This window comes from Vreelandella sp. F11, assembly GCF_042466685.1.
Classification (GTDB): Bacteria; Pseudomonadota; Gammaproteobacteria; order Pseudomonadales; family Halomonadaceae; genus Vreelandella.
Genome location: NZ_CP170448.1, coordinates 3,860,532 through 3,883,970 on the forward strand (window position 1 = coordinate 3,860,532; position 23,439 = coordinate 3,883,970).

At 51.9% G+C, this 23,439-nt stretch carries 19 protein-coding genes; 1 reads left to right on the forward strand and 18 read right to left on the reverse strand.

Annotation, left to right across the window (positions count from 1 at the left end):
• Positions 1 to 207: 207 nt before the first annotated feature.
• A complete protein-coding gene (gene acnA, locus ACFIOZ_RS17720; protein WP_386080067.1) occupies positions 208 to 2,940 on the forward strand; it encodes an aconitate hydratase AcnA in 2,733 nt (910 codons plus the stop codon).
• Between the two features lie 65 nt (positions 2,941 to 3,005).
• Here the strand turns inward: acnA and ACFIOZ_RS17725 are convergent, their stop codons facing one another.
• The 18 genes from ACFIOZ_RS17725 to ACFIOZ_RS17810 all read right to left on the reverse strand — a co-directional run bounded on the left by ACFIOZ_RS17725 (position 3,006) and on the right by ACFIOZ_RS17810 (position 23,438).
• Positions 3,006 to 4,685, reverse strand: a complete 1,680-nt coding sequence (locus ACFIOZ_RS17725; protein ID WP_386080069.1) for an NAD-dependent malic enzyme — start codon at positions 4,683 to 4,685, stop codon at positions 3,006 to 3,008.
• Positions 4,686 to 4,888: 203 nt separating this feature from the next.
• Positions 4,889 to 6,100: a YeeE/YedE family protein gene (locus ACFIOZ_RS17730; RefSeq protein ID WP_386080071.1), complete on the reverse strand. Its 1,212-nt coding sequence runs from the start codon at positions 6,098 to 6,100 to the stop codon at positions 4,889 to 4,891.
• Between the two features lie 358 nt (positions 6,101 to 6,458).
• The gene (locus tag ACFIOZ_RS17735; RefSeq protein WP_386080073.1) at positions 6,459 to 7,082 is read right to left on the reverse strand and encodes a hypothetical protein; all 624 of its coding nucleotides are present in this window, start codon (positions 7,080 to 7,082) and stop codon (positions 6,459 to 6,461) included.
• Positions 7,083 to 7,668: 586 nt separating this feature from the next.
• Positions 7,669 to 8,043 carry a DUF2628 domain-containing protein gene (locus tag ACFIOZ_RS17740; RefSeq protein ID WP_386080075.1) on the reverse strand — a complete coding sequence of 125 codons (375 nt, stop codon included), beginning with the start codon at positions 8,041 to 8,043 and terminating at the stop codon, positions 7,669 to 7,671.
• 164 nt (positions 8,044 to 8,207) lie between these two features.
• A complete protein-coding gene (locus ACFIOZ_RS17745; protein ID WP_386080076.1) occupies positions 8,208 to 8,444 on the reverse strand; it encodes a hypothetical protein in 237 nt (78 codons plus the stop codon).
• Positions 8,445 to 8,630: 186 nt separating this feature from the next.
• Positions 8,631 to 9,644 carry a hypothetical protein gene (locus tag ACFIOZ_RS17750; RefSeq protein WP_386080078.1) on the reverse strand — a complete coding sequence of 338 codons (1,014 nt, stop codon included), beginning with the start codon at positions 9,642 to 9,644 and terminating at the stop codon, positions 8,631 to 8,633.
• A gap of 94 nt (positions 9,645 to 9,738) precedes the next feature.
• Complete coding sequence (locus ACFIOZ_RS17755) at positions 9,739 to 10,752, reverse strand: hypothetical protein (RefSeq protein WP_386080080.1); 1,014 nt, start codon at positions 10,750 to 10,752, stop codon at positions 9,739 to 9,741.
• Positions 10,745 to 11,353 (reverse strand): hypothetical protein, encoded by a 609-nt coding sequence (locus tag ACFIOZ_RS17760; protein WP_386080082.1) that lies wholly within the window; start codon positions 11,351 to 11,353, stop codon positions 10,745 to 10,747. The genes ACFIOZ_RS17755 and ACFIOZ_RS17760 overlap by 8 nt, the downstream gene beginning before the upstream one ends.
• Positions 11,354 to 11,442: 89 nt before the next feature.
• Positions 11,443 to 11,739 carry a hypothetical protein gene (locus tag ACFIOZ_RS17765; protein ID WP_386080084.1) on the reverse strand — a complete coding sequence of 99 codons (297 nt, stop codon included), beginning with the start codon at positions 11,737 to 11,739 and terminating at the stop codon, positions 11,443 to 11,445.
• Positions 11,736 to 12,506 (reverse strand): hypothetical protein, encoded by a 771-nt coding sequence (locus ACFIOZ_RS17770; RefSeq protein WP_386080086.1) that lies wholly within the window; start codon positions 12,504 to 12,506, stop codon positions 11,736 to 11,738. Before ACFIOZ_RS17770 ends, ACFIOZ_RS17765 begins: the two co-directional genes overlap by 4 nt.
• Positions 12,507 to 12,535: 29 nt before the next feature.
• Complete coding sequence (locus tag ACFIOZ_RS17775) at positions 12,536 to 13,552, reverse strand: hypothetical protein (RefSeq protein ID WP_386080087.1); 1,017 nt, start codon at positions 13,550 to 13,552, stop codon at positions 12,536 to 12,538.
• A 94-nt stretch (positions 13,553 to 13,646) separates the two neighbouring features.
• Positions 13,647 to 14,072, reverse strand: coding sequence for a hypothetical protein (locus tag ACFIOZ_RS17780; RefSeq protein ID WP_386080089.1), 426 nt, complete (start codon positions 14,070 to 14,072; stop codon positions 13,647 to 13,649).
• Between the two features lie 670 nt (positions 14,073 to 14,742).
• Complete coding sequence (locus ACFIOZ_RS17785; protein ID WP_386080091.1) at positions 14,743 to 15,039, reverse strand: hypothetical protein; 297 nt, start codon at positions 15,037 to 15,039, stop codon at positions 14,743 to 14,745.
• Positions 15,036 to 15,743 (reverse strand): hypothetical protein, encoded by a 708-nt coding sequence (locus tag ACFIOZ_RS17790; RefSeq protein ID WP_386080092.1) that lies wholly within the window; start codon positions 15,741 to 15,743, stop codon positions 15,036 to 15,038. The genes ACFIOZ_RS17785 and ACFIOZ_RS17790 overlap by 4 nt, the downstream gene beginning before the upstream one ends.
• Positions 15,744 to 15,837: 94 nt before the next feature.
• Positions 15,838 to 16,854 (reverse strand): hypothetical protein, encoded by a 1,017-nt coding sequence (locus ACFIOZ_RS17795; RefSeq protein ID WP_386080094.1) that lies wholly within the window; start codon positions 16,852 to 16,854, stop codon positions 15,838 to 15,840.
• Positions 16,847 to 20,476, reverse strand: coding sequence for a toxin VasX (locus ACFIOZ_RS17800; RefSeq protein ID WP_386080096.1), 3,630 nt, complete (start codon positions 20,474 to 20,476; stop codon positions 16,847 to 16,849). The genes ACFIOZ_RS17795 and ACFIOZ_RS17800 overlap by 8 nt, the downstream gene beginning before the upstream one ends.
• The gene (locus ACFIOZ_RS17805; protein WP_386080098.1) at positions 20,473 to 21,348 is read right to left on the reverse strand and encodes a DUF4123 domain-containing protein; all 876 of its coding nucleotides are present in this window, start codon (positions 21,346 to 21,348) and stop codon (positions 20,473 to 20,475) included. The genes ACFIOZ_RS17800 and ACFIOZ_RS17805 overlap by 4 nt, the downstream gene beginning before the upstream one ends.
• A complete protein-coding gene (locus ACFIOZ_RS17810; protein WP_386080099.1) occupies positions 21,345 to 23,438 on the reverse strand; it encodes a type VI secretion system Vgr family protein in 2,094 nt (697 codons plus the stop codon). Before ACFIOZ_RS17810 ends, ACFIOZ_RS17805 begins: the two co-directional genes overlap by 4 nt.
• Between the last annotated feature and the right edge of the window lies 1 nt (position 23,439).

Sequence of the window (23,439 nt, forward strand, 5' to 3'; positions counted from 1 at the left end):
ATTTGGCAAAGAGTCTGCCTGAAATGGCGCCAAGTACAAGCGATTGCAAGGTTTCGTCTACGCTATTAGGCGAAGAAACCTTGAAAGGCTCTAATCAAACACCCATGTGTTATTACTAAATTAACGCCATACTGGGGGTAACTCAGACTAAAGGAAGATCGTGACCGTCACGCTGAGACCAGCGCTCAGCAACCAGAGGAGAGAGACATGAGCAAGACACCCGATACGCTAAGCACCTTAGAGGTTGGCAGTAAAACGTATCACTACTACAGCCTGCCCCAAGCGGCCGAGACCCTGGGCAGCATTGACCGGCTTCCCAAGACGCTCAAAATTCTACTCGAAAACCAGCTGCGTTTCGCCGATGACGAAAGCGTAGATCAAGAAGATATGCAGGCCCTGGTCGACTGGCAGACCGAAGGCAAATCCAGCCGTGAAATCGGCTACCGCCCGGCGCGGGTACTCATGCAGGACTTTACTGGTGTGCCCGGCGTGGTAGATTTAGCCTCCATGCGCGCCGCGGTAGAAAAACTGGGCGAAGACCCTGCGAAGATCAATCCGCTCTCCCCCGTCGACCTGGTCATTGACCACTCGGTAATGGTCGATAAGTTCGGCAACCCGGCAGCGTTCCAAGAGAACGTCGATATTGAAATGCAGCGTAACCGCGAGCGCTACGAGTTTCTGCGCTGGGGTCAGCAGGCGTTTGATAACTTTAGCGTGGTGCCCCCCGGCACCGGCATTTGCCACCAGGTCAACCTGGAGTACCTGGGCAGAACGGTATGGACCAAGGACGAAGACGGTAAGACCTTTGCCTACCCGGATACCCTCGTTGGCACTGACTCCCACACCACCATGATCAACGGTCTGGGCGTACTGGGTTGGGGCGTAGGCGGCATCGAAGCCGAAGCGGCCATGCTCGGGCAGCCGGTGTCGATGCTGATTCCTGAAGTGATTGGCTTCAAGCTAACCGGCAAGCTACGCGAAGGCATTACCGCCACTGACCTGGTACTCACCGTTACCGAGATGCTGCGTAAAAAAGGCGTAGTGGGTAAGTTTGTTGAGTTCTACGGCGACGGTTTAAAAGACCTACCCCTGGCGGATCGTGCCACGATCGCCAATATGGCCCCCGAGTACGGCGCCACTTGTGGCTTCTTCCCGGTGGATGAAGAAACCCTCAACTATATGCGCCTAACCGGGCGTGAAGATGAGCAAGTCGCGCTGGTGGAAGCCTATAGCAAAGCCCAAGGACTGTGGCGTGAACCCAATGATGAGCCGATCTTTACCGACGCTCTGGAACTGGACATGTCCGAAGTAGAGGCCAGCCTGGCCGGGCCTAAACGTCCGCAGGATCGCGTGGCGCTTAAAGACATGGCGGCGGCCTTTGACAAATTTATGCAGGAAGATGTCAACGCGGATGCCAGCGCCAAGGGGAAACTCTCCTCTGAAGGCGGCCAAACCGCCGTGGGCGTGGAGCGCAGCTTCGAGCATGACACCAGCCAAGCCGTTAAGCTGGATGACCAGGACTTCAGCCTTGACCCTGGCGCGGTGGTGATTGCGGCGATTACCTCGTGTACCAATACCTCCAATCCCAGCGTCATGATGGCCGCCGGGCTGCTGGCCCGCAAAGCGCGTGAAAAGGGTTTGACCACCAAGCCCTGGGTGAAAACCTCACTCGCACCGGGTTCTAAAGTAGTCACCGATTACCTGGAAGCCGCTAAATTAAACGATGACTTGGACGCACTGGGCTTCAACCTGGTCGGCTATGGCTGCACCACCTGTATCGGTAACTCCGGCCCACTGCCTGATGAGATCGAAAAAGCGATCAACAGCGGCGACCTTGCCGTGGCTTCAGTGCTCTCCGGTAACCGTAACTTTGAGGGCCGCGTCCATCCGCTGGTCAAAACCAACTGGCTCGCCTCGCCGCCCCTGGTAGTGGCTTACGCCCTGGCCGGTAATGTTCAGCTTGATCTGACCACGGAACCGCTGGGCAAAGATAGCAACGGCGAACCGGTCTACCTGAAAGATATCTGGCCCAGCCAGGCCGAGATTGCCAGCGCCGTCGAGCAGGTCAACACCGCGATGTTCCGTAAAGAGTACGGCGCAGTGTTTGAGGGTGATGATGTCTGGAAGGCCATCGACGTGTCAGAAAGCAAGGTCTATCAGTGGCCTGAATCCACCTACATTCAGCACCCGCCCTTCTTTGAAGGCATGGGCCGGGAGCCGGATGCCATCGAAGATGTGCACAGCGCCCGGGTACTCGCCATGCTGGGCGATTCGGTGACCACCGACCATATCTCTCCCGCCGGTGCTATCAAGCCTGACAGCCCTGCCGGGCGCTATCTGCAAGAGCACGGCGTCAAGCCGGTCGACTTCAACTCCTACGGCTCACGCCGGGGTAACCATGAAGTCATGATGCGCGGCACCTTCGCCAATGTACGGATCAAAAACGAGATGCTCGATGGTGTGGTCGGCGGTGAGACACGCCACGTACCCAGCGGCGAGCAGATGGCTATTTACGATGCGGCCATGAAGTACAAAGAGGAGGGTAAACCGCTGGTGGTGATCGCCGGTAAAGAGTACGGCACCGGCTCCTCACGGGACTGGGCGGCCAAAGGCACCCGTTTGCTAGGGGTTCGCGCAGTCATCGCCGAATCCTTTGAGCGCATTCACCGCTCTAACCTGATCGGTATGGGCGTTGTACCGCTTCAGTTTGCCGAAGGCGAAAGCCGTCAAACGTTGGGATTAACCGGCGACGAAGAGATTTCGATCTCCGGCTTAAGCGACCTGACGCCAGGTGGCACGGTCAATGTCGTGATCAAAAATGCCGACGGGGAACGTAGCGTTGATGCCAAGTGCCGAATTGATACGGTAAACGAGCTGGCTTACTACCGTCACGGTGGTATCCTTCACTACGTGCTGCGCAAGATGATCGGCGCAGCCTAAAGGGTAAAACCTACCAATGCTTGCATGCCCCCACCTCGGTGGGGGCTTTTTTTTTAGCCAATCGCTTAAAAAGCGCGGCGACGATACGTACGGTAATCCGGCGACCAGGACGCTTTTTCGATCAGCTCGCGCAGCGTTGTGCCACTGGTTTTTAACGCCACGCCATTTTGCTGTGCCTGGGCTGCCACTTCAAAGGCAATCGACTTGCTGATATCGCGAATACGCGACAGCGGCGGTAGCAAAGCACCCTTGCCCTCTTTAACCAGCGGCGCTTCACGGGCCAGCGCCCGCGAGGCACTCATCAGCATCTCGTCGGTGACGCGGCTGGCACTAGCGGCAATCACGCCCAAGCCAATGCCTGGGAAGATATAAGCATTGTTGCACTGAGCAATCGGGTAGGTGCGGCCGTTATAAACTACCGGCGCAAAGGGGCTACCTGTGGCGACCAGGGCTTGGCCATCGGTCCAGCGAATAACGTCCTCTGGCACCGCTTCTGCCTGTGAAGTAGGGTTAGAGAGCGGCATGATGACCGGGTGCTCACAGCCTGCGTGCATGGTGCGCACCACCTGTTCGGTAAAGATACCGCGCTGGCCGCAAACGCCGATCAATACCGTCGGTTTGATTTGCGCGATCGTCTCTTCCAGGCCCTGGCCACTCCACCCGGCGACCAGCGAAGGGTCGTGGGCTAAGCGACGCTGGAAGTCGCGCTGCCACGCTTGATCGCTGGTCATCAACCCCTCGCGATCAACAATGTAAATACGCGCCCGAGCTTCGCTTTCGGTCAAGCCCTCTGCTTCCATGGCAACAACCACCTGCTCGGCAATTCCACACCCCGCCGAGCCGCCACCTACAAACACCACCCGCTGCTGGGCAATGGTCTCTTCCCGGGCCTGGCAAGCGGCCATCAAGGTACCGACCACCACAGAGGCGGTGCCCTGCACATCATCATTGAAGCAGCAAAGTTCATTGCGATAGCGCTCTAATAGCGGCACCGCGTTGGCCTGGGCAAAGTCCTCAAATTGCAGCAGCACGTTAGGCCAGCGGCGCTTCACAGCAGCGATAAATTCCGCCATGAACGCATCGTACTCTTCCTGCCCTACTCGCTCGTGGCGCCACCCCATGTACATGGGGTCATCCAGCAATGCTTTGTTGTTAGTGCCTACATCAATCATGATCGGCAGCGTGTAGGCGGGGCTAATACCGCCACAAGCGGTATATAGCGCCAATTTACCAATCGGGATGCCCATACCCCCGATCCCCTGATCACCCAGACCAAGAATACGCTCACCGTCCGTCACCACGATCACTTTGACGTTATCTTTGGTGGCACTGCGCAGGATGTCATCCATATGCTCGCGGTCAGGGTAGCTAATAAACAGGCCGCGGTGATTACGGTAAATGTTGGAGAATTCCTGACACGCCTGCCCCACCGTAGGGGTATAAATAATCGGCAGCATCTCTTCAAGGTGCTGGGAGACCAAGCGGAAATAGAGCGTTTCGTTGTCATCTTGAATGGCGCGAAGATGGATGTGCTTCTCAAGACTGCTATGGCACTGCTGGTACTGGCGATAGGCACGCTCCAACTGATCCTCTATGGTTTCCACCTTTTGCGGTAGCAAACCAATCAGGTTGAACGCCAAGCGTTCCTCCTGAGTAAACGCGCTGCCTTTGTTCAATAGCGGCATTTCGAGCAAAGAAGGACCGGCGTAAGGAAGGTATAGGGGGCGTCTACTCTGAGTAGTCATAAGCACTCTCTTTTTTATGTCAATCACTGCTGCAATGCAGCAACATCGGGCGTTCGCGGCGTTTGAGCGTAATGTAACATGCTCCTGCGACAAAGGTGGAAGAGAGCGACCATGTTGATAAAAAAACACCCCGATTTAGGACGACTAAACCGAGGCGTAATGACGCTATTCGCTATTCCGCAAACAACGCTATTAATGATGTCTTAACTCGTTTTAGCGGTGGGTTTGCGCCCCTCTACGCCAGCGAAGAAGAACGGCCGCAGCTTAACGCCAACCATGTTGCCCGCAAATGCCGCTACCAGCCATACCCAGCCGTGCAGGCTGCCAGAGGCAATACCGCTGAAGTAAGCGCCAATGTTGCAGCCATACGCCAAGCGCGCCCCATAGCCCAGTAGAAGGCCGCCAATGACCGCGGCTAAGATAGATTTCAACGGGATTTTGAAGTTAGGCGCAAAGCGCCCCGCCAAGCTGGCGGCAGCCAGCGCGCCCAGCATAATGCCCACGTTCATGACCGTCGTGATATCGCTCCATACGCTAGCTTCAAGGGCCGCGGCATTGCCCGGCGCCTGCCAATAGCGCCACTGGCTGACATCGCCGCCCACTAGCTCAAAGCCTTTAGCCCCCCACAGCGCAAACGCGGAGGTAATTCCCCACGGGCGGCCTGCCAGCGCCAAGGTGGCGAAGTTGAGCAGCGCCAGCGCTACCGCGCCCGCCACTAACGGCCAAGGCCCCGTCAGCCAACGCTCATAACCCTGTTTATCGACCATGGGCGCCTGCTCTAACTGACCGTGACGACGTTTCTCCATCACCCAGGTAAACGCCGCAATAGCAGCAAACAGCACCAGGCTAATGGCGATCCCCCCACTAACCCCGGCGACGTTAACCAGCGATACCGGATGAAAGGCAGGCAAGCTCTGCCACCAGGCAAAATGCGCGGAGCCAATCACCGAGCCGACGATAAAGAACACCAGCGTAATCAACATACGCGCGTTACCGCCGCCCGCGGTAAACAGCGTGCCCGAAGCACAGCCGCCGCCCAACTGCATGCCCACCCCAAACAGGAATGCCCCCACCAGCACGGAGAGACCAATCGGCGCCACAAAGCCTGACACCTCGTTACCAAACAGTGTGCCCGCCCCCAGGGCAGGGAAAAACAGCACCACGGCGATGGCCAGCATCACCATCTGCGCACGCAGGCCACGCCCCCGCCGCTCAGTAATAAACACCCGCCACGCTGAGGTAAAACCAAACGCCGCGTGATACAGCACCATGCCAAACAGCCCACCGACAATCATCAGCAGACCAATATTGGCGTCAAACACTACACCTATTAATAACGCGCCCAGCACAATCGCCGCTGTGGCGATCAGCGGCACGCGATAGCTCTGCGGCGCAGCAACCGTCGTTGTAGACATATATTCACCTTTAGCAACACCAAAAGCGCCTGTTAACAAACAGGCGCTTTTGGAAGACATGGACAATAGTTATAAGCCTAACGATAGCTGTAGAGTGCGGGAAATTCTTTATTTAAAGGTTCTTATATCCTTATGGAATATCAACTAAACCTCTCAGACACCTACTCTTGGAGTGAATCTGCTGCTTAGCCGTTGGTGCATGCGTCCACATACTTACAGAGCATTTGGACGATATAGCCCGCTTGGATTGAATAAAGCACATATCCTCACCTTTCCAGGGTTATGGCAACCGTCAATGCAAAGCGGGAGGCACGACAGCTCATGAGCGGGCTTGGTATTGGTGGCTGCATGCATGAGGCTACGTATGGATTGTCTTTGTATCTGCCTCGCCCTGGTTAAGTATTTTTTGTAGCTTGGCCCGCCCCAGATAATTGATCATCGGTAATGCCAGCAGGCTCGAAGGGGCAGTGGGTAAGGCACCAATAGCGAGGAGTAGCATAGAGGGGATGAACCACTTCTTCTGGTCAGACTTATAGGCATAAGATATCAACGCTAGTCCAGAGAGAACGAAGATCACGCAGGCCAGGATATAGGGGTAGAGAAACTCGGCATTATTGTGAGTGGTATATAGCAACCCACCGCCGGCGACCAAAACAACATAAAGAAGCACACAGGCGACGCCGATATCCGGACTGACCTCCTGCTGGTGAATGTCCCGCTCCTTCAGAAAGTCAAACAGAGGGGCTTGGAGTGCCCCCGCATGCTTCGTGTGGACAATTCCTTCCTTCGCGCTCATCCCAAACAACTGCTTGTTGCGGGCATTGCGAATTTCTCCAATGCCGGCTTTGCTGGGGTCATCGGTCTGTCGCCCACTCTTTGTTCTGAGTATTAGCTTTACAGAGTCATCATGGCACGCTAATCGTTCATACAGTGATTGAATAAACTCAAGGTCAAAAGACTTTTTAAAACTTAATGGAAACACGCAAACGCCCCTTAAAATGGTGCCAAGCACTCAACTGTCGGTTGAATAGATAGGTTTCAGTTATGTGGCTGATTTCAGGCTTACCGTCAGATCCGGCTGATTATCAAACAGCATTTTCAGTAAAGAAAAAGCCAAAAGTCCGACGGGCACATAAAGCATAAAGCCGAGCCCGCCGAAGCAGAAAAACACGACAAGTCCTATAATAATGCAGGGTACCATAAAAAAACATAACTTTGCCTAACCGCTCTTTTTATAGTGTTGGTTAGTCGCCCCATACCTTCTACTCCGATCAATAGATCGCTCTCACAAAGCGGGCAAATGGCCATATCAGTTTTCAAAAGTTCAGTAGTCCACTGTGACTCATCGCAGAAACATACGGTACATGCGGGGCACTCGAAAGCCAAGTCTTTAAACACAGGCTTCTCTTCTTTACTACTCAATTTTTATTTAACACTACTTTATATATAGCATTTAGGTATTGGTTATCTCGATGTTTTCCATACTGGAAAAGCATCCTATATAACTTGGCATTCCCAGAGTATCCCATCATCAGCGCTGCCGAGATTAGGACTGGCCTCCTACTGTTTCATACGGTCGAGTCGGTTTGCTTCACCGAGATTATTGCAGCATCCTGGTTAGTCGCTTCTACGCTTTTGATGTACTGAAATCCACGCTTGCGAAGATAGCTTCTACGCCAGTCATTCCCCTTCGCTCCAGCGAACAGGAACACGACCAGTTGCATTGCCCACATGAAGTACACACCTCCCATATTCGCGTAGTAATAGAAGAACTCTTCCATACTGACGAATACCACCAATAGACCGAGCAGAACAAACCCTATTCCCCACATCTTTTTCACCATGGCCCAGATCCAACAGAAGAAGAAAGCTGGCCAGTTGATTCCCTGTTTGACTGCCCTTGCACCATGGGCAGAGTGCTCATAAACATCGAATTTTTTCACTAATATATCCTCGCTATCGCATTGAATTTTCTGTTTATACATGAGGACAGAGCCCAACAGACCTCAGCCTTTCATACACTGCCGACGGTAGGCTTCGGCAAACACTTTCTCAATGGGCAAATCAAGGTCTTGTTGGAGAATGTGACTAAGCTCTTCAGAGAGCGTTATAAGCTCTTTACCGGCTTGGCCCACTGCTCTTTGGGCAGCGGTTTCGACCACTCCACCATTTCAGCAGGCAGTAACTTTTTGCCGTAGAGCCTTAGTAGCCATGTCCAAACTCGGCCAGATAACCCGGCAGCGTCCAGAAAGTGAGCAGGTGGTAGAGATACCAACCCAGTGTATACCACCAACCGCCGATGAAGGCGGCGGTTGGCAATGCCGATGGTATATGCCCCTCCCAAGGCGAGTCGCCTTCTTCTTGAATCGCAAGGGGCTGTGAACGTGGCTATAAAAACTTCTCAGAGGCATGCGCGGTGTCAGCGTAGGCAATGGGTGTCAAATCAGTCATTAGTACATCGTTATAATGTGAAGGCAGAGCGGTTAAATAACATCACTCCACCGCCCTACCATTGATGAGTAAAAGAAGCTCAACCGTAATAAAACGCCGAGAGCCGATCCTGCAGCTCCACTATCTTCTGATTGAACGTTTCATCATCCATATCCCGCCAAAAGCGGGGTGGGCGTCCTGTTTCTTTGTCCCACTCCAGGGTGGTCGGGTCTAGCGGACGAAACTGCTCCCACTGGGGGGAGTCTGGCAAGGGCTGAGAAGTATCCATAAAGCGTTGCAGCATGTCCCAGGCAGCCAATTGATCCAGGCGACTGGTTACCCCGAACATACCCACTAGCGCGACATGGGCCTCAACGCTGTAGTGCACCAGGCTTAGGTTGTATTGAGCAATGCCCTGGGAAGTCGGCGAGCTTTGTATATAACAATCAAACTCATGGAAAGGTAATTCATGGGCAACCTTCCAGGCGGTGCTTTTCTTGGCTGAATTGGCATATACTTTCACCATGCCTGTGCGCCGATTTAACTCCCACATAGGGCCTGGCTGGTAGCCAGAAGTATAGTTGGGGAAAAAACGATAAAGTAGGTTTGCCCCTCCCCACATTGATAAACAAAAAGCCAGTATATACATATATACTGGGATCAAATCAGATAGCATTTCATTATAATTAAAATCACTTTGAGGCGATTTTGAAGCAAAGTATATTGCAATTAGACTAACAACAGCTCCAAACAGCACCAAAAAAAAACCAACCATACCTAAACCACGAATAACTCCAATAAAAAAATTAATCTTCGTTTGACTCGTATATCGCAAACACTCTTCATCCCACCGTAGCGGATGTTCGGGGCGATCACTTGGTCGAGGCGAGTGATTGGGCATCTGCTCGAGCTCGCGCAATCGTTTAGGTGGCGTATCCACCAGCTCTCGAGCTGGAAATAAGGCTTCCGTTGGGTGGCGATAGGTCAGCCGCTGTCCCGAAGCTGCGGATAAGCGAAAGCGCTTGCCGTGGTGACAAGTCTCTGAACGCGGCCATAAAAATTTCTCAGAGGTATGTGCGGTGTCAGCGTAGGTGATGGGTGTCAAATCAGTCATTGAGCATCGTTATGATATAAAGGCAAATCAGCATGTAGACAGAGCGGTTATATAACATCAGTTCACCGCCCTGCCACAAATGTATAAAAGAAGCTTAACCGTAATAAAACGCCGAGAGGCGATCTTGCAGCTCCACTATCTTCTGATTGAACGTTTCATCATCCATATCCCGCCAAAAACGGGGGGGGCGTCCTGTCTCTTTGTCCACTTCGACTGTTGTAGGATCCAGAGAGCGATACATTTCAAAAACGGGTATGTCAGGTAAAGGCTGTGATGTATCCATATAGTGCTGAACCATATCCCAGGCAGCCAATTGTTCCATGCGGTTGGTAACCCCAAACATGCCCACTAGCGCAACATGGGCCTCAACGCTGTAGTGCACAAGGCTTAGGTTGTATTGAGCAATGCCCTGGGACGTCGGCGAGCTTTGTATATAACAATCAAACTCATGGAAGGGTAATTCATAGGCTACCTTCCAGGCGGTGCTTTTCTTAGCAGGATTTGCAAAGACTGTGACCATCCCCGTACGTCGATTTAACTCCCACATTGGGCCCGGTTGGTAACCTGCAGAAAAATTAGGAAACATTCGATAAATAAGATTCCCCCCTCCCCACATCAATAAACATACGGGTAGTGCTATAGAAAAAATCTTTATAGACATGAAGAAAAATTCTTTGAAGTCTCTTCCTTGTTCAGCATATGAGACAAAAAAAACTAGAATATTCCCTACAATAGCTACAAATAGAAAAAGAAAAAAACCTACCATTCCAAGGCCACGAACAACCCCGACAATAAAATTTAACTTAGTCTGGCTTGAGTAACGCAAGCACTCTTCATCCATCCTTATCGGATATTGCTGATAGCCTTTTGGGCGAGGTGAGAAATCCGACTGACTTTCAATATTTCGTAACTGTGCAGGAGTAATTAACTCAAGCCCTTTCGCAACAGGAGGTATACTGATAGTAGGATTTCTTGGCGCAAGCCGCTGCCGCGAAGCCGCGGATAAGCGAAAGCGCTTGCCGTGGTGGCAAGGCTCTGAACGCGGCCATAAAAACTTCTCAGAAGTATGCGCGGTGTCAGCATAGGTAATGGGTGTCAAATCAGTCATTCGCACTCTCGTTATCCTGATGGGTCGTTTCATCGGCCCAATAGGGTTGTTCTGTACGGGTAAAGTCTGGGATTAATGGATTCCCGCTGGCCGTTTGGGTCGGTTTGGGCGCGGGTAACATTCGCGGTAACTCGACGCTATTTTGACGTTCGCTTTGGCGCTGCCACTGTACGCGCACTTTTAACTTATGCTGGGTACGGCGCTCTGGGCTCCGCCATGACCCCGGCTGGGTAGTGGTTGCCGGTGTATAGAGATAGTATTCACGGCCATCCGTCGTGCTGCGCTCAAATAACGGCTGCACCACATCGCCCAGTTCTGTACCGTCCTTCATCCACTGAGAGTACCCATCCTTACGGAATTCATGCTTGTATTCGGTGATTTGCTCAAAGCGGAAGAGGGCAATCTGCTCCCAACCGGGCGCCAAACCGGGCAAGTTACTGTTGACGACCACCCGCATGTTGGCGATAGGGCCAGAAAAACGACGGGCGGCCTGCTCGGCAATCAAGTTTTCAGCGTGAGTAGGGGAAGGTGACTGGCTAAGGATGCCAATGGCTGGCCGCTGCTCGCCATCGGCTATTGCCCCGAGAAGCTCTATACACACCTTGGTATAGAGCTTGCCAAGCGCTCCAAGTTGGCATCAATGTGAGCCACCTTAAGTAAACCGATTACAGAGCATTCAATATATTTGTATTACCCAAAATAAAATTCAGAAAGCCGATCCTGCAGCTCCACTATTTTCTGATTGAACGTTTCATTATCCATATCCCGCCAATAACGGGGTGGCCGCCCTGTTTCTTTGTCCCATTCAAGGGTGGTCGGGTCGAGCGGACGGAACTGTTCCCACTGAGGGGAATCTGGCAAGGGCTGAGAAGTATCCATAAAGCGCTGTACCATATCCCAGGAAGCCAATTGATCCAGGCGACTGGTGACCCCGAACATCCCCACCAGCGCGACATGGGCCTCAACACTGTAGTGCACCAGGCTCAAGTTATATTGCGCAATACCTTGCGACGAGGGAGAGCTTTGCAGGTAACAATCAAACTCATGAAAAGGAAGTTCATGCGCCACCTTCCAGGCAGTACTTTTCTTGGCTGAGTTGGTAAATACTTTAACCATGCCTGTGCGGCGATTAAGTTCCCACATGGGGCTAGGCTGATAGCCTGAAGTAAAGCTAGGAAACAAGCGATAAATAATACTCCCCCCCCAGAGAAATAAAAAAATCCTATGATTGCTCCATTAGTTAAAAAATCCAGAATCAACTCTTCTTTTAAATTTATACCTTGAGAAGGAAAAAAAAGAGTTAGAGACAGTGAAGCGCATAAAACAAATAAACCTAAAAAAAAACCAACCATTCCTAAAGCACGTAAAGCACCAATTATAAAATTTATTTTTGTTTGACTCGTATAACGAAGGCATTCCTCATCCCAGCGCAGCGGATGCCCTGGCCGGTCAACTGGCCGGGGCGAGTGTTTAGGCATCTGCTCCAACTCACGCAATCGTTTAGGCGGCATATCCACCAGCTCTCGAGCTGGAAATAAGACTTCCGTTGGGTGACGATAGGTCAGCCGCTGTCCCGAAGCTGCGGATAAGCGAAAGCGCTTGCCGTGGTGGCAAGGCTCTGGGCGCGGCCATAAAAATTTCTCAGAGGTATGTGCGGTGTCAGCGTAGGTAATGGGTGTCAAATCAGTCATTAATACATCGTTATCATGTGAAGGCAGATCACCATGTAAGCAGAGCAGCTTAATAATACTCATCCGCCGCTCTACCATTGATGAATAGAAGCTTAACCGAAATAAAACGCCGAGAGGCGATTCTGCAGCTCCACTATTTTCTGATTGAACGTTTCATCATCCATATCCCGCCAATAACGGGGTGGTCGCCCTGTTTGTTTGTCCCACTTCAGGGTGGTCGGGTCTAGCAGACGAAACTGTTCCCACTGGGGGGAGTCTGGCAAGGGCTGAGAAGTATCCATAAAGCGTTGCAGCATGTCCCAGGCAGCCAATTGATCCAGGCGGCTGGTGACCCCAAACATGCCCACTAGCGCCACATGGGCCTCCACGCTGTAGTGCACAAGGCTTAGGTTGTATTGTGCAATGCCCTGGGAAGTCGGGGAGCTTTGTATATAACAATCGAACTCATGGAAGGGCAAGACATGGGCCACCTTCCAAGCGGTGCTTTTCTTCGCAGAATTGGCAAAGACTGTGACCATACCCGTACGTCGATTTAGCTCCCACATAGGGCCAGGCTGGTAGCCAGAAGTGTAGTTTGGAAACAATCGATACAGTAATTGTGCACCTGCCCATCCTGCCAAGAAGAAAGAAAAAACACTTAGAAAGAAAAACAAATCAAAATTTGTTATAACGTTAAGGATAATATTCCCAGGTTCATATTGCGCAGACAAATATGATGTGTAAATAGAGACAAGAAAAAAAATAGGCATAAAAAGAAGTAGGCCAAACAGACTAAATAGGCGGATTACCCCAATAATAAAATTGACCTTAGTCTGGCTCGTGTAGCGCAAACACTCTTCGTCCCACCGTAGCGGATGTTCAGCGCGATCACTTGGCCGAGGCGAGTGATTTGGCATCTGTTCGAGCTCGCGCAATCGTTTAGGTGGCGTATCCACCAGCTCTCGAGCTGGAAATAAGGCTTCGGTTGGGTGGCGATAGATCAGCCGCTGCCCCGAAGCCGCGGATAAGCGAAAGCGCTTGCCGTGGTGGCAAGGCTCAGAGCGCGGCCATAAAAATTTCTCAGAGGTATGTGCGGTGTCAGCGTAGGTAATGGGTGTCAAATCAGTCATTGAGCATCGTTATGATATAAAGGCAAATCAGCATGTAGACAGAGCGGTTATATAACATCAGTTCACCGCCCTGCCACAAATGTATAAAAGAAGCTTAACCGTAATAAAACGCTGAGAGGCGATCTTGCAGTTCCACTATCTTCTGATTGAACGTTTCATCATCCATATCCCGCCAAAAGCGGGGTGGGCGTCCTGTTTCTTTGTCCCACTCCAGGGTGGTCGGGTCTAGCGGACGAAACTGCTCCCACTGGGGGGAGTCTGGCAAGGGCTGAGAAGTATCCATAAAGCGCTGTAGCATGTCCCAGGCAGCCAATTGATCCAGGCGACTGGTGACCCCGAACATACCCACTAGCGCCACATGGGCCTCAACGCTGTAGTGCACAAGGCTTAGGTTGTATTGTGCAATGCCCTGGGAAGTCGGGGAGCTTTGTATATAACAATCGAACTCATGGAAAGGAAGTTCATGCGCCACCTTCCAGGCGGTGCTTTTCTTGGCAGAATTAGCAAAGACTGTGACCATGCCCGTACGTCGATTTAACTCCCACATAGGGCCTGGTTGATAGCCAGCCGTATATTTAGGAAATAAGCGATAGATTAGGTTAGCCCCACCCCAAGTAAACAAAGAAAAAATAACAAAGAATATAGGAACTCTCCAACTGCTAAACTTCCAAAATTCTGCCTCAAAACTCCCCCTCTCAAAAAAACCATAAAAAACCACAAAAATTGATATAGGAATAAGAGCAAAAAAACTTACCATCCCTAAGCCGCGAACAACTCCGATAAAGAAATCTATTTTAGTTTGACTTGTATAACGCAAACACTCTTCATCCCAGCGTAGCGGATGCTCCGGCCGATCAGTTGGCCGAGGGGAGTGATTAGTCATCGTCTCTAGCTCGCGTAACCGCTCAGGACGCGTATTAACAAGCTCTCGAGCAGGAAACAGCGGCTCTGAAGGATGCCGGTAGGTCAGCAGCTGTCCTGAGGCCGCGGATAAGCGAAAGCGCTTGCCGTGGTGACAAGGCTCTGAACGCGGCCATAAAAATTTCTCAGAGGTATGTGCGGTGTCAGCGTAGGTAATGGGTGTCAAATCAGTCATTGAGCATCGTTATGATGTAAAGGCAGATCAGCATCTAGACAGAGCGGTTAAATAACATCAGGCCGCCGCTCTGCCATTGATGAGTAAAAGAAGCTTAACCGTAATAAAATTCCGAGAGATGATCCTGCAGCTCCACTATTTTCTGGTTGAACGTTTCATCATCCATATCCCGCCAATAACGGGGTGGCCGCCCTGTTTCTTTGTCCCATTCAAGAGTGGCTGGGTCGAGCGGACGAAACTGCTCCCACTGGGGGGAGTCTGGTAAGGGCTGAGAAGTATCCATAAAACGCTGAAGCATGTCCCAGGCAGACAATTGATCCAGGCGGCTGGTGACTCCAAACATACCCACCAGTGCGACATGGGCCTCAACACTGTAGTGCACCAGGCTCAAGTTATATTGCGCAATACCTTGCGACGAGGGAGAGCTTTGCAGGTAACAATCAAACTCATGAAAAGGAAGTTCATGCGCCACCTTCCAGGCAGTACTTTTCTTGGCTGAGTTGGTAAATACTTTAACCATGCCTGTGCGGCGATTAAGTTCCCACATGGGGCTAGGCTGATAGCCTGAAGTAAAGCTAGGAAACAAGCGATAAATAATACTCCCCCCCCAGAGAAATAAAAAAATCCTATGATTGCTCCATTAGTTAAAAAATCCAGAATCAACTCTTCTTTTAAATTTATACCTTGAGAAGGAAAAAAAAGAGTTAGAGACAGTGAAGCGCATAAAACAAATAAACCTAAAAAAAAACCAACCATTCCTAAAGCACGTAAAGCACCAATTATAAAATTTATTTTTGTTTGACTCGTATAACGAAGGCATTCCTCATCCCAGCGTAGCGGATGCTCTGGCCGGTCAACTGGTCGGGGCGAGTGATTAGGCATTTGCTCTAGCTCGCGCAACCGTTTAGGCCGAGTATTAACAAGCTCGCTAGCCGGAAACAACGGCTCAGACGGATGGCGATACGGCAGCTGTTGACCTGAAGCCGCTGATAAGCGAAAGCGTTTGCCGTGGTGGCAAGGCTCTGAACGCGGCCATAAAAACTTCTCAGAAGTATGCGCGGTGTCAGCGTAAGTAATGGGTGTCAAATCAGTCATTGAGCATCGTTATGATGTAAAGGCAGATCAGCATCTAGACAGAGCGGTTAAATAACATCAGGCCACCGCTCTGTCATTGATGAGCAAAAGAAACTTAACCGTAATAAAACGCCGATAGACGATCCTGCAATTCCGTTATTTTCTGGTTGAAGGTTGTATCATCCATATCCCGCCAAAAACGTGGGGGGCGTCCTGTCTCTTTGTCCACTTCGACTGTTGTAGGATCCAGAGAGCGATACATTTCAAAAACGGGTATGTCAGGTAAAGGCTGTGATGTATCCATATAGTGCTGAACCATGTCCCAGGCAGCCAATTGATCCAGGCGGCTGGTAACCCCAAACATGCCCACTAGCGCAACATGGGCCTCAACGCTGTAGTGCACTAGGCTTAGGTTGTATTGAGCAATGCCCTGGGAAGTCGGCGAGCTTTGCAGGTAACAATCAAATTCATGGAAGGGTAATTCATAGGCTACCTTCCAAGCGGTGCTTTTCTTAGCAGAATTAGCAAAGACTGTGACCATGCCCGTTCGCCGATTTAACTCCCACATAGGGCCAGGCTGGAAACCAGCGGCAAAGTTAGGAAACGAGCGGTAGATTAGTCTTACGCCTCCCCACATTAACAAACAAACCCCCAGTATATATATATATACTGGGATCAAATCAGATAGCATTTCATTATAATTAAAATTGCTTTGAGGTGATTGTGATGCAAAAAATATTGCTACCACACTAACAAAAGCAGCAAATAATGCCAAAAAGAAACCAACCATTCCTAATGCACGAACAACTCCAAAAATAAAACCTAACTTAGTTTGACTTGAATAACGCAAGCACTCTTCATCCATCCTTATCGGATATTGTTGATAGCCTTTAGGGCGGGGTGAAAAATCTGGCTGACTTTCAATAGCTCGTAACTGTGCTGGGGGGATTAATTTTAGCCCTTTAGCAACCGGAGGTATACTGATGGTAGGATTTCTTGGCGCAAGCCGCTGCCCAGAAGCCGCGGTTAAGCGAAAGCGCTTGCCGTGGTGGCAAGGCTCTGGGCGCGGCCATAAAAATTTCTCTGAGGTATGCGCGGTTTCAGCGTAGGTAATGGGTGTCAAATCAGTCATTCGCACTCTCGTTATCCTGATGGGTCGTTTCATCGGCCCAATAGGGTTGCTCTGTACGGGTAAAGTCTGGGATTAATGGATTCCCGCTGGCCGTTTGGGTCGGCTTAGGCGCTGGTAACATTCGCGGTAGCTCGACGCTATTTTGATTTTCGTTTTGGCGCTGCCACTGCACACGTACTTTTAGTTTATGTTGGGTACGCTGCTCACGACTCCGCCATGACCCCGGCTGGGTAGTAGTCGCAGGGGTATAAAGATAGTATTCACGGCCATCCGTTGTGCTACGTTCAAATAACGGCTGTACTACATCGCCCAGTTCTTTACCGTCCTCTATCCACTGAGAGTACCCATCCTTACGGAATTCATGTTTGTATTCGGTGGTTTGCTCAAACCTGAAGTGGGCGATCTGCTCCCAACCAGGCGCCAAACCAGGCAGGTTACTGTTGACCACCACCCGCGTGTTGGCGATGGGGCCAGAAAAACGGCTGGCGGCCTGCTCGGCAATCAGGTTTTCAGCGTGGGTAGGGGAAGGCGGCTGACTGAGGATGCCAATGGCAGGCCGCTGCTCGCCATCGGCAGCAACCATTTCGGCGGTCATTGCACCAATAGGCTCTACGCGGATACGAATATTGGCAAACAGGCTCACCAACCGCTCAAACGCATCTGCCGGGTCATTGCGCCAATCGTAGCGGCTATTGGTGCCAAAGGGCCCCAGCCGCAGCCACTCCTCAATATCGTTATCCGTTAACTTGATTGCAATTAAAGTTGCGGCCAGAGAGAGACCTAGCGCAACCCAGCCCACCGGCCCTAGCCCCAACCATAACGGGCTGGTTTTAAATAGCGCGCTGCCGGCGACCACTAAGCTACTTATAGACGCTATGCTTAGTGCGATACCCGCGCCTATGTTGCCATGCTGGAATCGATTCCAGGCATCCCAAGCCAGCAGTGCTGAACTAGCGGCACCAGCAAGTACACCTGCAAAATTGACAATGGCTATAGTGCCTTTTAGCTGTGTGCCTAGAGTCGCTAATACACTAGACTGAGAACGTATAAGCGCCTCTCCTAAGTTAATGTGGCGGCTAATGGCGCGCGAACGGATCCTATGCAGCTTTTGGTGCCTTTCACCATAGAACTCCAAAGCTTTTAAAGAGGCTATTGTAATATCGATAGCGGCACTTCCAAATCCCATTGAACTTCTAAGGTTAGAAGAGCTAATAAGAGACTTATACTCCTGCCTTAAATTAAAAAGTTCAAACGCCGAAATTAAATAGGGCAATCGCAAACTTTCAGTTGCTTTGGAGAAGCTCAGTTGATGCCGTGCTCGTCGCGATAACTGTACTGCTTTCGAATCTGCTTCTGCCACCAGCACGGTGAGGTGTTGCTGCCCGGCAGCTTCTGCCGCGGAGGCCAAACGCCGCGCCTGGCTTGGGGTCAGTGTTTTACCCGACGCATCACGCACCGCGCTTTCAAAACTTTGCCGTGCCTGTGCTTGCGCCCCCTGCTGGGTAGCAGCACGTTCCTGGGCCGTTAAGCCGTTATGTAGCTGGCCCGCATTGTCTTTCACCCCGAGAATCACAATATCTTCACGTATAACGCCGCGGGTAGCTGTCAATTGGCCATACAGCTCTGGAAAACCGACGCGCGCTAATCGTGCAACAGGCAGCATCATGGCCTGTTGAGCACTTTGATCAAACAGCACTTCCACTTGCTCAGCCAACCGCCCGAACAGTAAATCGACTACTCCGCCCCAGCGTTTTAGCTCAGAGCTTAACAAGGTTTCTCCGCCATCACTGGCTAACGCTGCCAGCCATGCAGTTTCCAATAGCTGTACATCATCATCTTCTGTGGGCGGGTCAAGCAGGTGCTGTTCTGATATCGCCTTCAGCCTGATTAGGCCGTCGCCTCGGTTTTCATCCTCTTCCGGCTCTTCTGGTAACGATAGCGGCGCGTTTAAGGGGGTGCTTTCATCGCTAGGGAACAGCATGGCATGCAGCGCGTAATTGCTATTGTCACTTAGAATATTGACCAATAGCTGCTGCGCACGTGATAGTGCGGTGGGCGTTGAGTCATTCAGCGAATCAGCCCGCTCTGCGCTTTCACGCAAGCCTTCCAGCAAGTCAAGGGTAAGCGAATATGCCCCAATGTAATCGTGCCCCTCAAGGCTTAAAAGATCGGCAAGTACCGCTGTGCCTGGGCGGCTGAGTAGAAGAGAAGAAAGCCGTTGCTGGTAAGCATCAAACTGGTAGCGTGCCAGCGCTCTGTGGGAGCCACGTAAAATGCGATGAAGCTCCCCCGTATCACTTAAGTCGGCTTTATCAGCAAATCGGTTGAGGGGGTTGGTTTCTCCTGAACTGTTCTGCTGTTTCAGAATCGTTTGATTGACCAACGCAGCACATTCATAAAGCTCATCTTCTGCCGCTAGTGATGGAATTTGCTGTAGATACCCTAAGCTGGATTGGGTTCCGCGCATGGCATGGCGCAATTCAAACAGCGTGTCTTGAATCACTAATCCAGGAATATTGCGCTCTGCTATATCACTTAAGCAGCTGGAGGTACTCCCCAGCGACTCCTGCCAGATACTGTCAGCTTCTTCATCCTCGCCTTCTTGTTGCAAACGCGCGCTAAGAGCTGCCAACCGTGCGGACGACTGCAGATAGAGCGGAGATGAAGACTGGCCTTGATCACGCGCCATTTCAGCATCAGCCGATGCGCGTGCCTGTTCTCCCCCCGCGTCAAATACCTCCAGCTCTTGAGTCGCTTGATCGCGTAACTGTTGCAGCAAACTGCCTTCAAGGTCACTGGTCAGCTGGCTCGGAAAAGCAATATTTTCTTCTAAGAAAGGTAAACGCAAACGCTGTTCGCTGTCTCCTTCAAGCAGGTAGAGCATACCTAAAGAGGGAAAATTGTTGCTACTCGATAAATTAATTGATTGGCACCGCGTTAAAAGCGCCTGTTGATCTGTTTCTAAGTAATTTAAACGGGCGGCAGACAACTGCACTTCAGAAAAGGCAACGCGCAGTTGACCATCAATGGCCCGCTCTTCCTGGCGGTACGGAAGCCAGACTTCCTCTAGCGGAACACCAACAGCAGGCCGACGATCCTGTTGATATTGTCCCTGCTCATTGCGATGCTCCGCCACATGGATATCACGAAATTCTAATTTGCTCTCCTCATCATTGGCGCTTACCTCCAGCTCACGCCATAACGTCTCTTCAAAGTAAATATAGAGATAGCCAGAGCGTAGAGGTAAAGCATGCCGCGTATCGCCAGTCACCTCTTGAAACAATGCCATAGGCATTACTGGTTGGATGATATTGTCTTGATAACGGGGCTTGCGCTCATTTTTATAAAGCCACTTCAACAGGGGCAGCTTGATTGGCTCGCCTGCTTCAGTGGCAATATGGAGCTGTGCATCCACACGCTGTAGACCTTGCCAACACCATTTGTGCAGGACACTTGTTGGATCGGAAAGCTCTTCTGTTTCTGCCTCGCCAAAATCGTCTAGGGGTTCGCCGCTATGCTGATTGACGATAACGATCTCATGCCCTTCCGGATGATCTTTACCCATTACCTGAATAAATAGCTTTTCACCCTCACAGGCCGGGTTACCCAATACACCACTCATACGGTGAAACTCCTGGTCTTTGACTGGGAATTATTCTCTGCACGCCGCTCGATTTCCTGCAGCCGATTAACCGCTGGCAACTTACTTACGCCTGCTAGCCATTCGCCGGGCGTTAAAGTTAGGAAAATCTCTAGCACTTTTTGCAAATGTTCGGGGGGAGGCTCAAGCCGCATAGCTGCCAACACTCGTTGGGCAAAGTAGGTAATATTTTCTTCTGAAGACTCCCTGGCTCTCTTTTGCTTAGTCCATTTACGCCAGACGGCCTGAACTAATACAAAGTTTTCCATCGCTTTTTCCTGCGATGGTGAAAGCTTGTAAGGTTCCTCATCTTTGCACTGCTCTTCTGTTCGCTGCTGGTGTGGCTGCCCCACACAGCTGTACCAGCGTTTTCCATGCTCTGCTATCTGAACCCAGGTGCCACCGAACCAAACAACCCTTTCCAGCGGGCCGAGCCATCTATCAATCGCCGAATCCACGCTAAAAAACACGCCCGCAATACAAGGATCATAAAAGCGAAATAACGCTTTTCGATGTCCATAGAAGTGAATTTCGAGACGCTGACGAAGATGTTTAAGTACGGCTTGCTCAGTTTCCTCGCTCATTATCAAAACGCCTTGGCTAACAGCGGCATCCTGCTGTTGCGAATAGGCATGCCAAAGCGCACTTCCTCGCTCAATACGAACAACCAGAGGGCTGTATTCCTCTAGGGATGCGTATTTAGTTTCGTGGAATAAATACGCCAGTTGAGGCGATGGCTCTAACTGGTAGATGCGCTCTAACGTTTCTGGATAACGATCTACCACCAGCCAGCAAGGCAATGCGTGGGTAGGTTCAACGTCCTCTATACGTGAAGCAGGCAGCAGCTCACTCATGCTGCTGTTCCTCCTTCGTCACATGGGCAATCTTTACCTAGCGGGCACGGCCCACCATTCGACGGTTTCTGGCAAAGCTCTACTAATGGTTGATGCTCGACCATTGCCTGCTCTAAGCGATGCCCCACAATAGGCCCCATAGTGGCATCTTCATGCACCTCCGCCGTCGCACGCCCTGCTAGTAAAGGGCTTTCCACCGCCTGCCCGCTCCCCGAACCGGGACTCCCCCCAGAGTTAATCTTGACCTGCGGGCCGACGATGGTGACGCCGCTGGGGTCTATTTTCAGGAAGCTGCCGCCTGCTTTTAGGGTGATTTCCGCACCTGCTTCGATCACCACCTTCATGCCCGCTTTGTGATGAATTTCTTGCCCTGCTTCCAGTAACTGCGCCTGGCCGACTTTCTCATGGCGGGTGCCATCGATCATCAGGTGGTCGTCGCCATCTACTTGGGTGTGGCGGTTGTTATGTACGGTGTGGTGATCGTCGTTGTCGATCTCGCTGATGCGGTCGTTGTGCACCTTGAGGTGGCTGTCGTTGCGGATCTCTTCGGTGCGGTCGTTAAGCGTTAATAGCTCCAGGTCTTTCTGGGCGTGGAGCCAGATCTGCTCTTCGCCTGCTTCGTCTTCAAAGCGCAGCTCGTTAAAGCCTTCGGCCTTGTGGCTTTGGGTACGGATGACGGTGCGGGTTTTGTGTTCCGGCAGCGGGTAAGGCGCCGTATTCACCGCGTGGTAGGTGCGCCCGGTGACCAGCGGCTGATCGGGGTCGCCCTCTAAAAACGAGATAATCACTTCATGACCAATACGCGGAATGGCGATACTGCCGTAGCCGCCACCTGCCCAGCCCTGGGCAACCCGCACCCAGCAGCTGGCGGTGTCGTTGGGTTCTGCGTAGCGATCCCAGGGGAACTGTACCTTGACCCGGCCGTGTTCGTCGCAGTGGATCTCTTCGCCTTCGGGGCCGACAACAAAAGCGACCTGGGGACCATCGACCCGGGGTTTGGGATTGGCGGTGGCGCGCCAGGGCGTATCGCCGGGGATAAGAGTGACCTGGTTGTAATAACGCGTCATGCCGCTCGCATCACTGTGCGTCATTCCATCCTCTTCCAGCGCCTGGGGTTGCTCGCCGAAGTGATGCACTTCAATGGCTTGCCAGTCGCGATTCAGGCTATCGCTGTCATGATCCATCAACGTAAAGCGCAGGCCGGGGGCCAGTTCGGGGAGGTCGCTTTCGGCGCTGGCGGTCATCGCTTCGCGGCGTAGCTGCTCCAGGCGAATACGGGTAAACGGTTGGCCGGAGGCGTCCTGCTTATAGCGGCCAGGGTAGTCGTAGTGTTCGTAGTCCGCGTTTTGACCATGGGCTTCTACGTCGCGCCCCAGGTGGTCATGCAACTGCGCATAAGCGGGGTTTTTAAAGCTGTACTCTTTCAGCGTGGCGGACGCGGTCGCCACACGGGCGGTATGGCTGAGTTTGCGCACATGGCGGCTGGGGGCGGTGCCGCCTGCACGGCTGTGGTAAGTGCGTTCGCCGAGGTTGGTCAGTACCTGCGGGTCGTCGGCGAAGATCAGCCGATGGCTACCCTCTGCAAATTCATGGAAGTAAAACAGGCCCTCTTCGGCGGCCAGGCGCTCGATAAAGGTGAGGTCGGTTTCACGGTACTGGACGCAGTACTCACGCTCGGCTAGGTCGCGGTTTACCGAAAATCCCACATCGGTAATCCCCCGCTCATCGCACAGGGTATTAATGATGGTGAGCGGATCGACCTTTTGGAAAATACGCGAGTTCTGACGCAGTGAAAGCCGCCAGAGCGCTGGGCGCAGCACCAGCGAGTAGAAGGTACGGCGATGGCCGCGGTCACCCTGGCCAAACTCGCTGACGATACCGTGCACTCGGCGCAGCGGTTCGCCATCCTGCCAGATAGTCAGTTCCGCCTCACGATCCAGCAGCTCCGCGGCGTCCAGGCTGCCATCACGGCTGGCTAGATTGAGCACCAGCTCAAAGGGTTGGGAGAGCACTTCGCGATGAGTGAAGTCGATCACCGCGATATCCTCAACGCCGGGGAGTGTTAACGTGAATTGTAGCCCCGTGGTCATA

Coding starts and splice junctions, on each gene's coding strand:
- acnA (WP_386080067.1), top strand. CDS start 208: ATGAGCAAGACACCCGATACGCTAAGCACCTTAGAGGTTGGCAGTAAA.
- ACFIOZ_RS17725 (WP_386080069.1), bottom strand. CDS start 4,685: ATGACTACTCAGAGTAGACGCCCCCTATACCTTCCTTACGCCGGTCCT.
- ACFIOZ_RS17730 (WP_386080071.1), bottom strand. CDS start 6,100: ATGTCTACAACGACGGTTGCTGCGCCGCAGAGCTATCGCGTGCCGCTG.
- ACFIOZ_RS17750 (WP_386080078.1), bottom strand. CDS start 9,644: ATGACTGATTTGACACCCATCACCTACGCTGACACCGCACATACCTCT.
- ACFIOZ_RS17755 (WP_386080080.1), bottom strand. CDS start 10,752: ATGACTGATTTGACACCCATTACCTATGCTGACACCGCGCATACTTCT.
- ACFIOZ_RS17770 (WP_386080086.1), bottom strand. CDS start 12,506: ATGAGTATTATTAAGCTGCTCTGCTTACATGGTGATCTGCCTTCACAT.
- ACFIOZ_RS17775 (WP_386080087.1), bottom strand. CDS start 13,552: ATGACTGATTTGACACCCATTACCTACGCTGACACCGCACATACCTCT.
- ACFIOZ_RS17780 (WP_386080089.1), bottom strand. CDS start 14,072: ATGGTCACAGTCTTTGCTAATTCTGCCAAGAAAAGCACCGCCTGGAAG.
- ACFIOZ_RS17790 (WP_386080092.1), bottom strand. CDS start 15,743: ATGACTGATTTGACACCCATTACTTACGCTGACACCGCGCATACTTCT.
- ACFIOZ_RS17795 (WP_386080094.1), bottom strand. CDS start 16,854: ATGACTGATTTGACACCCATTACCTACGCTGAAACCGCGCATACCTCA.
- ACFIOZ_RS17800 (WP_386080096.1), bottom strand. CDS start 20,476: ATGAGTGGTGTATTGGGTAACCCGGCCTGTGAGGGTGAAAAGCTATTT.
- ACFIOZ_RS17805 (WP_386080098.1), bottom strand. CDS start 21,348: ATGAGTGAGCTGCTGCCTGCTTCACGTATAGAGGACGTTGAACCTACC.
- ACFIOZ_RS17810 (WP_386080099.1), bottom strand. CDS start 23,438: ATGACCACGGGGCTACAATTCACGTTAACACTCCCCGGCGTTGAGGAT.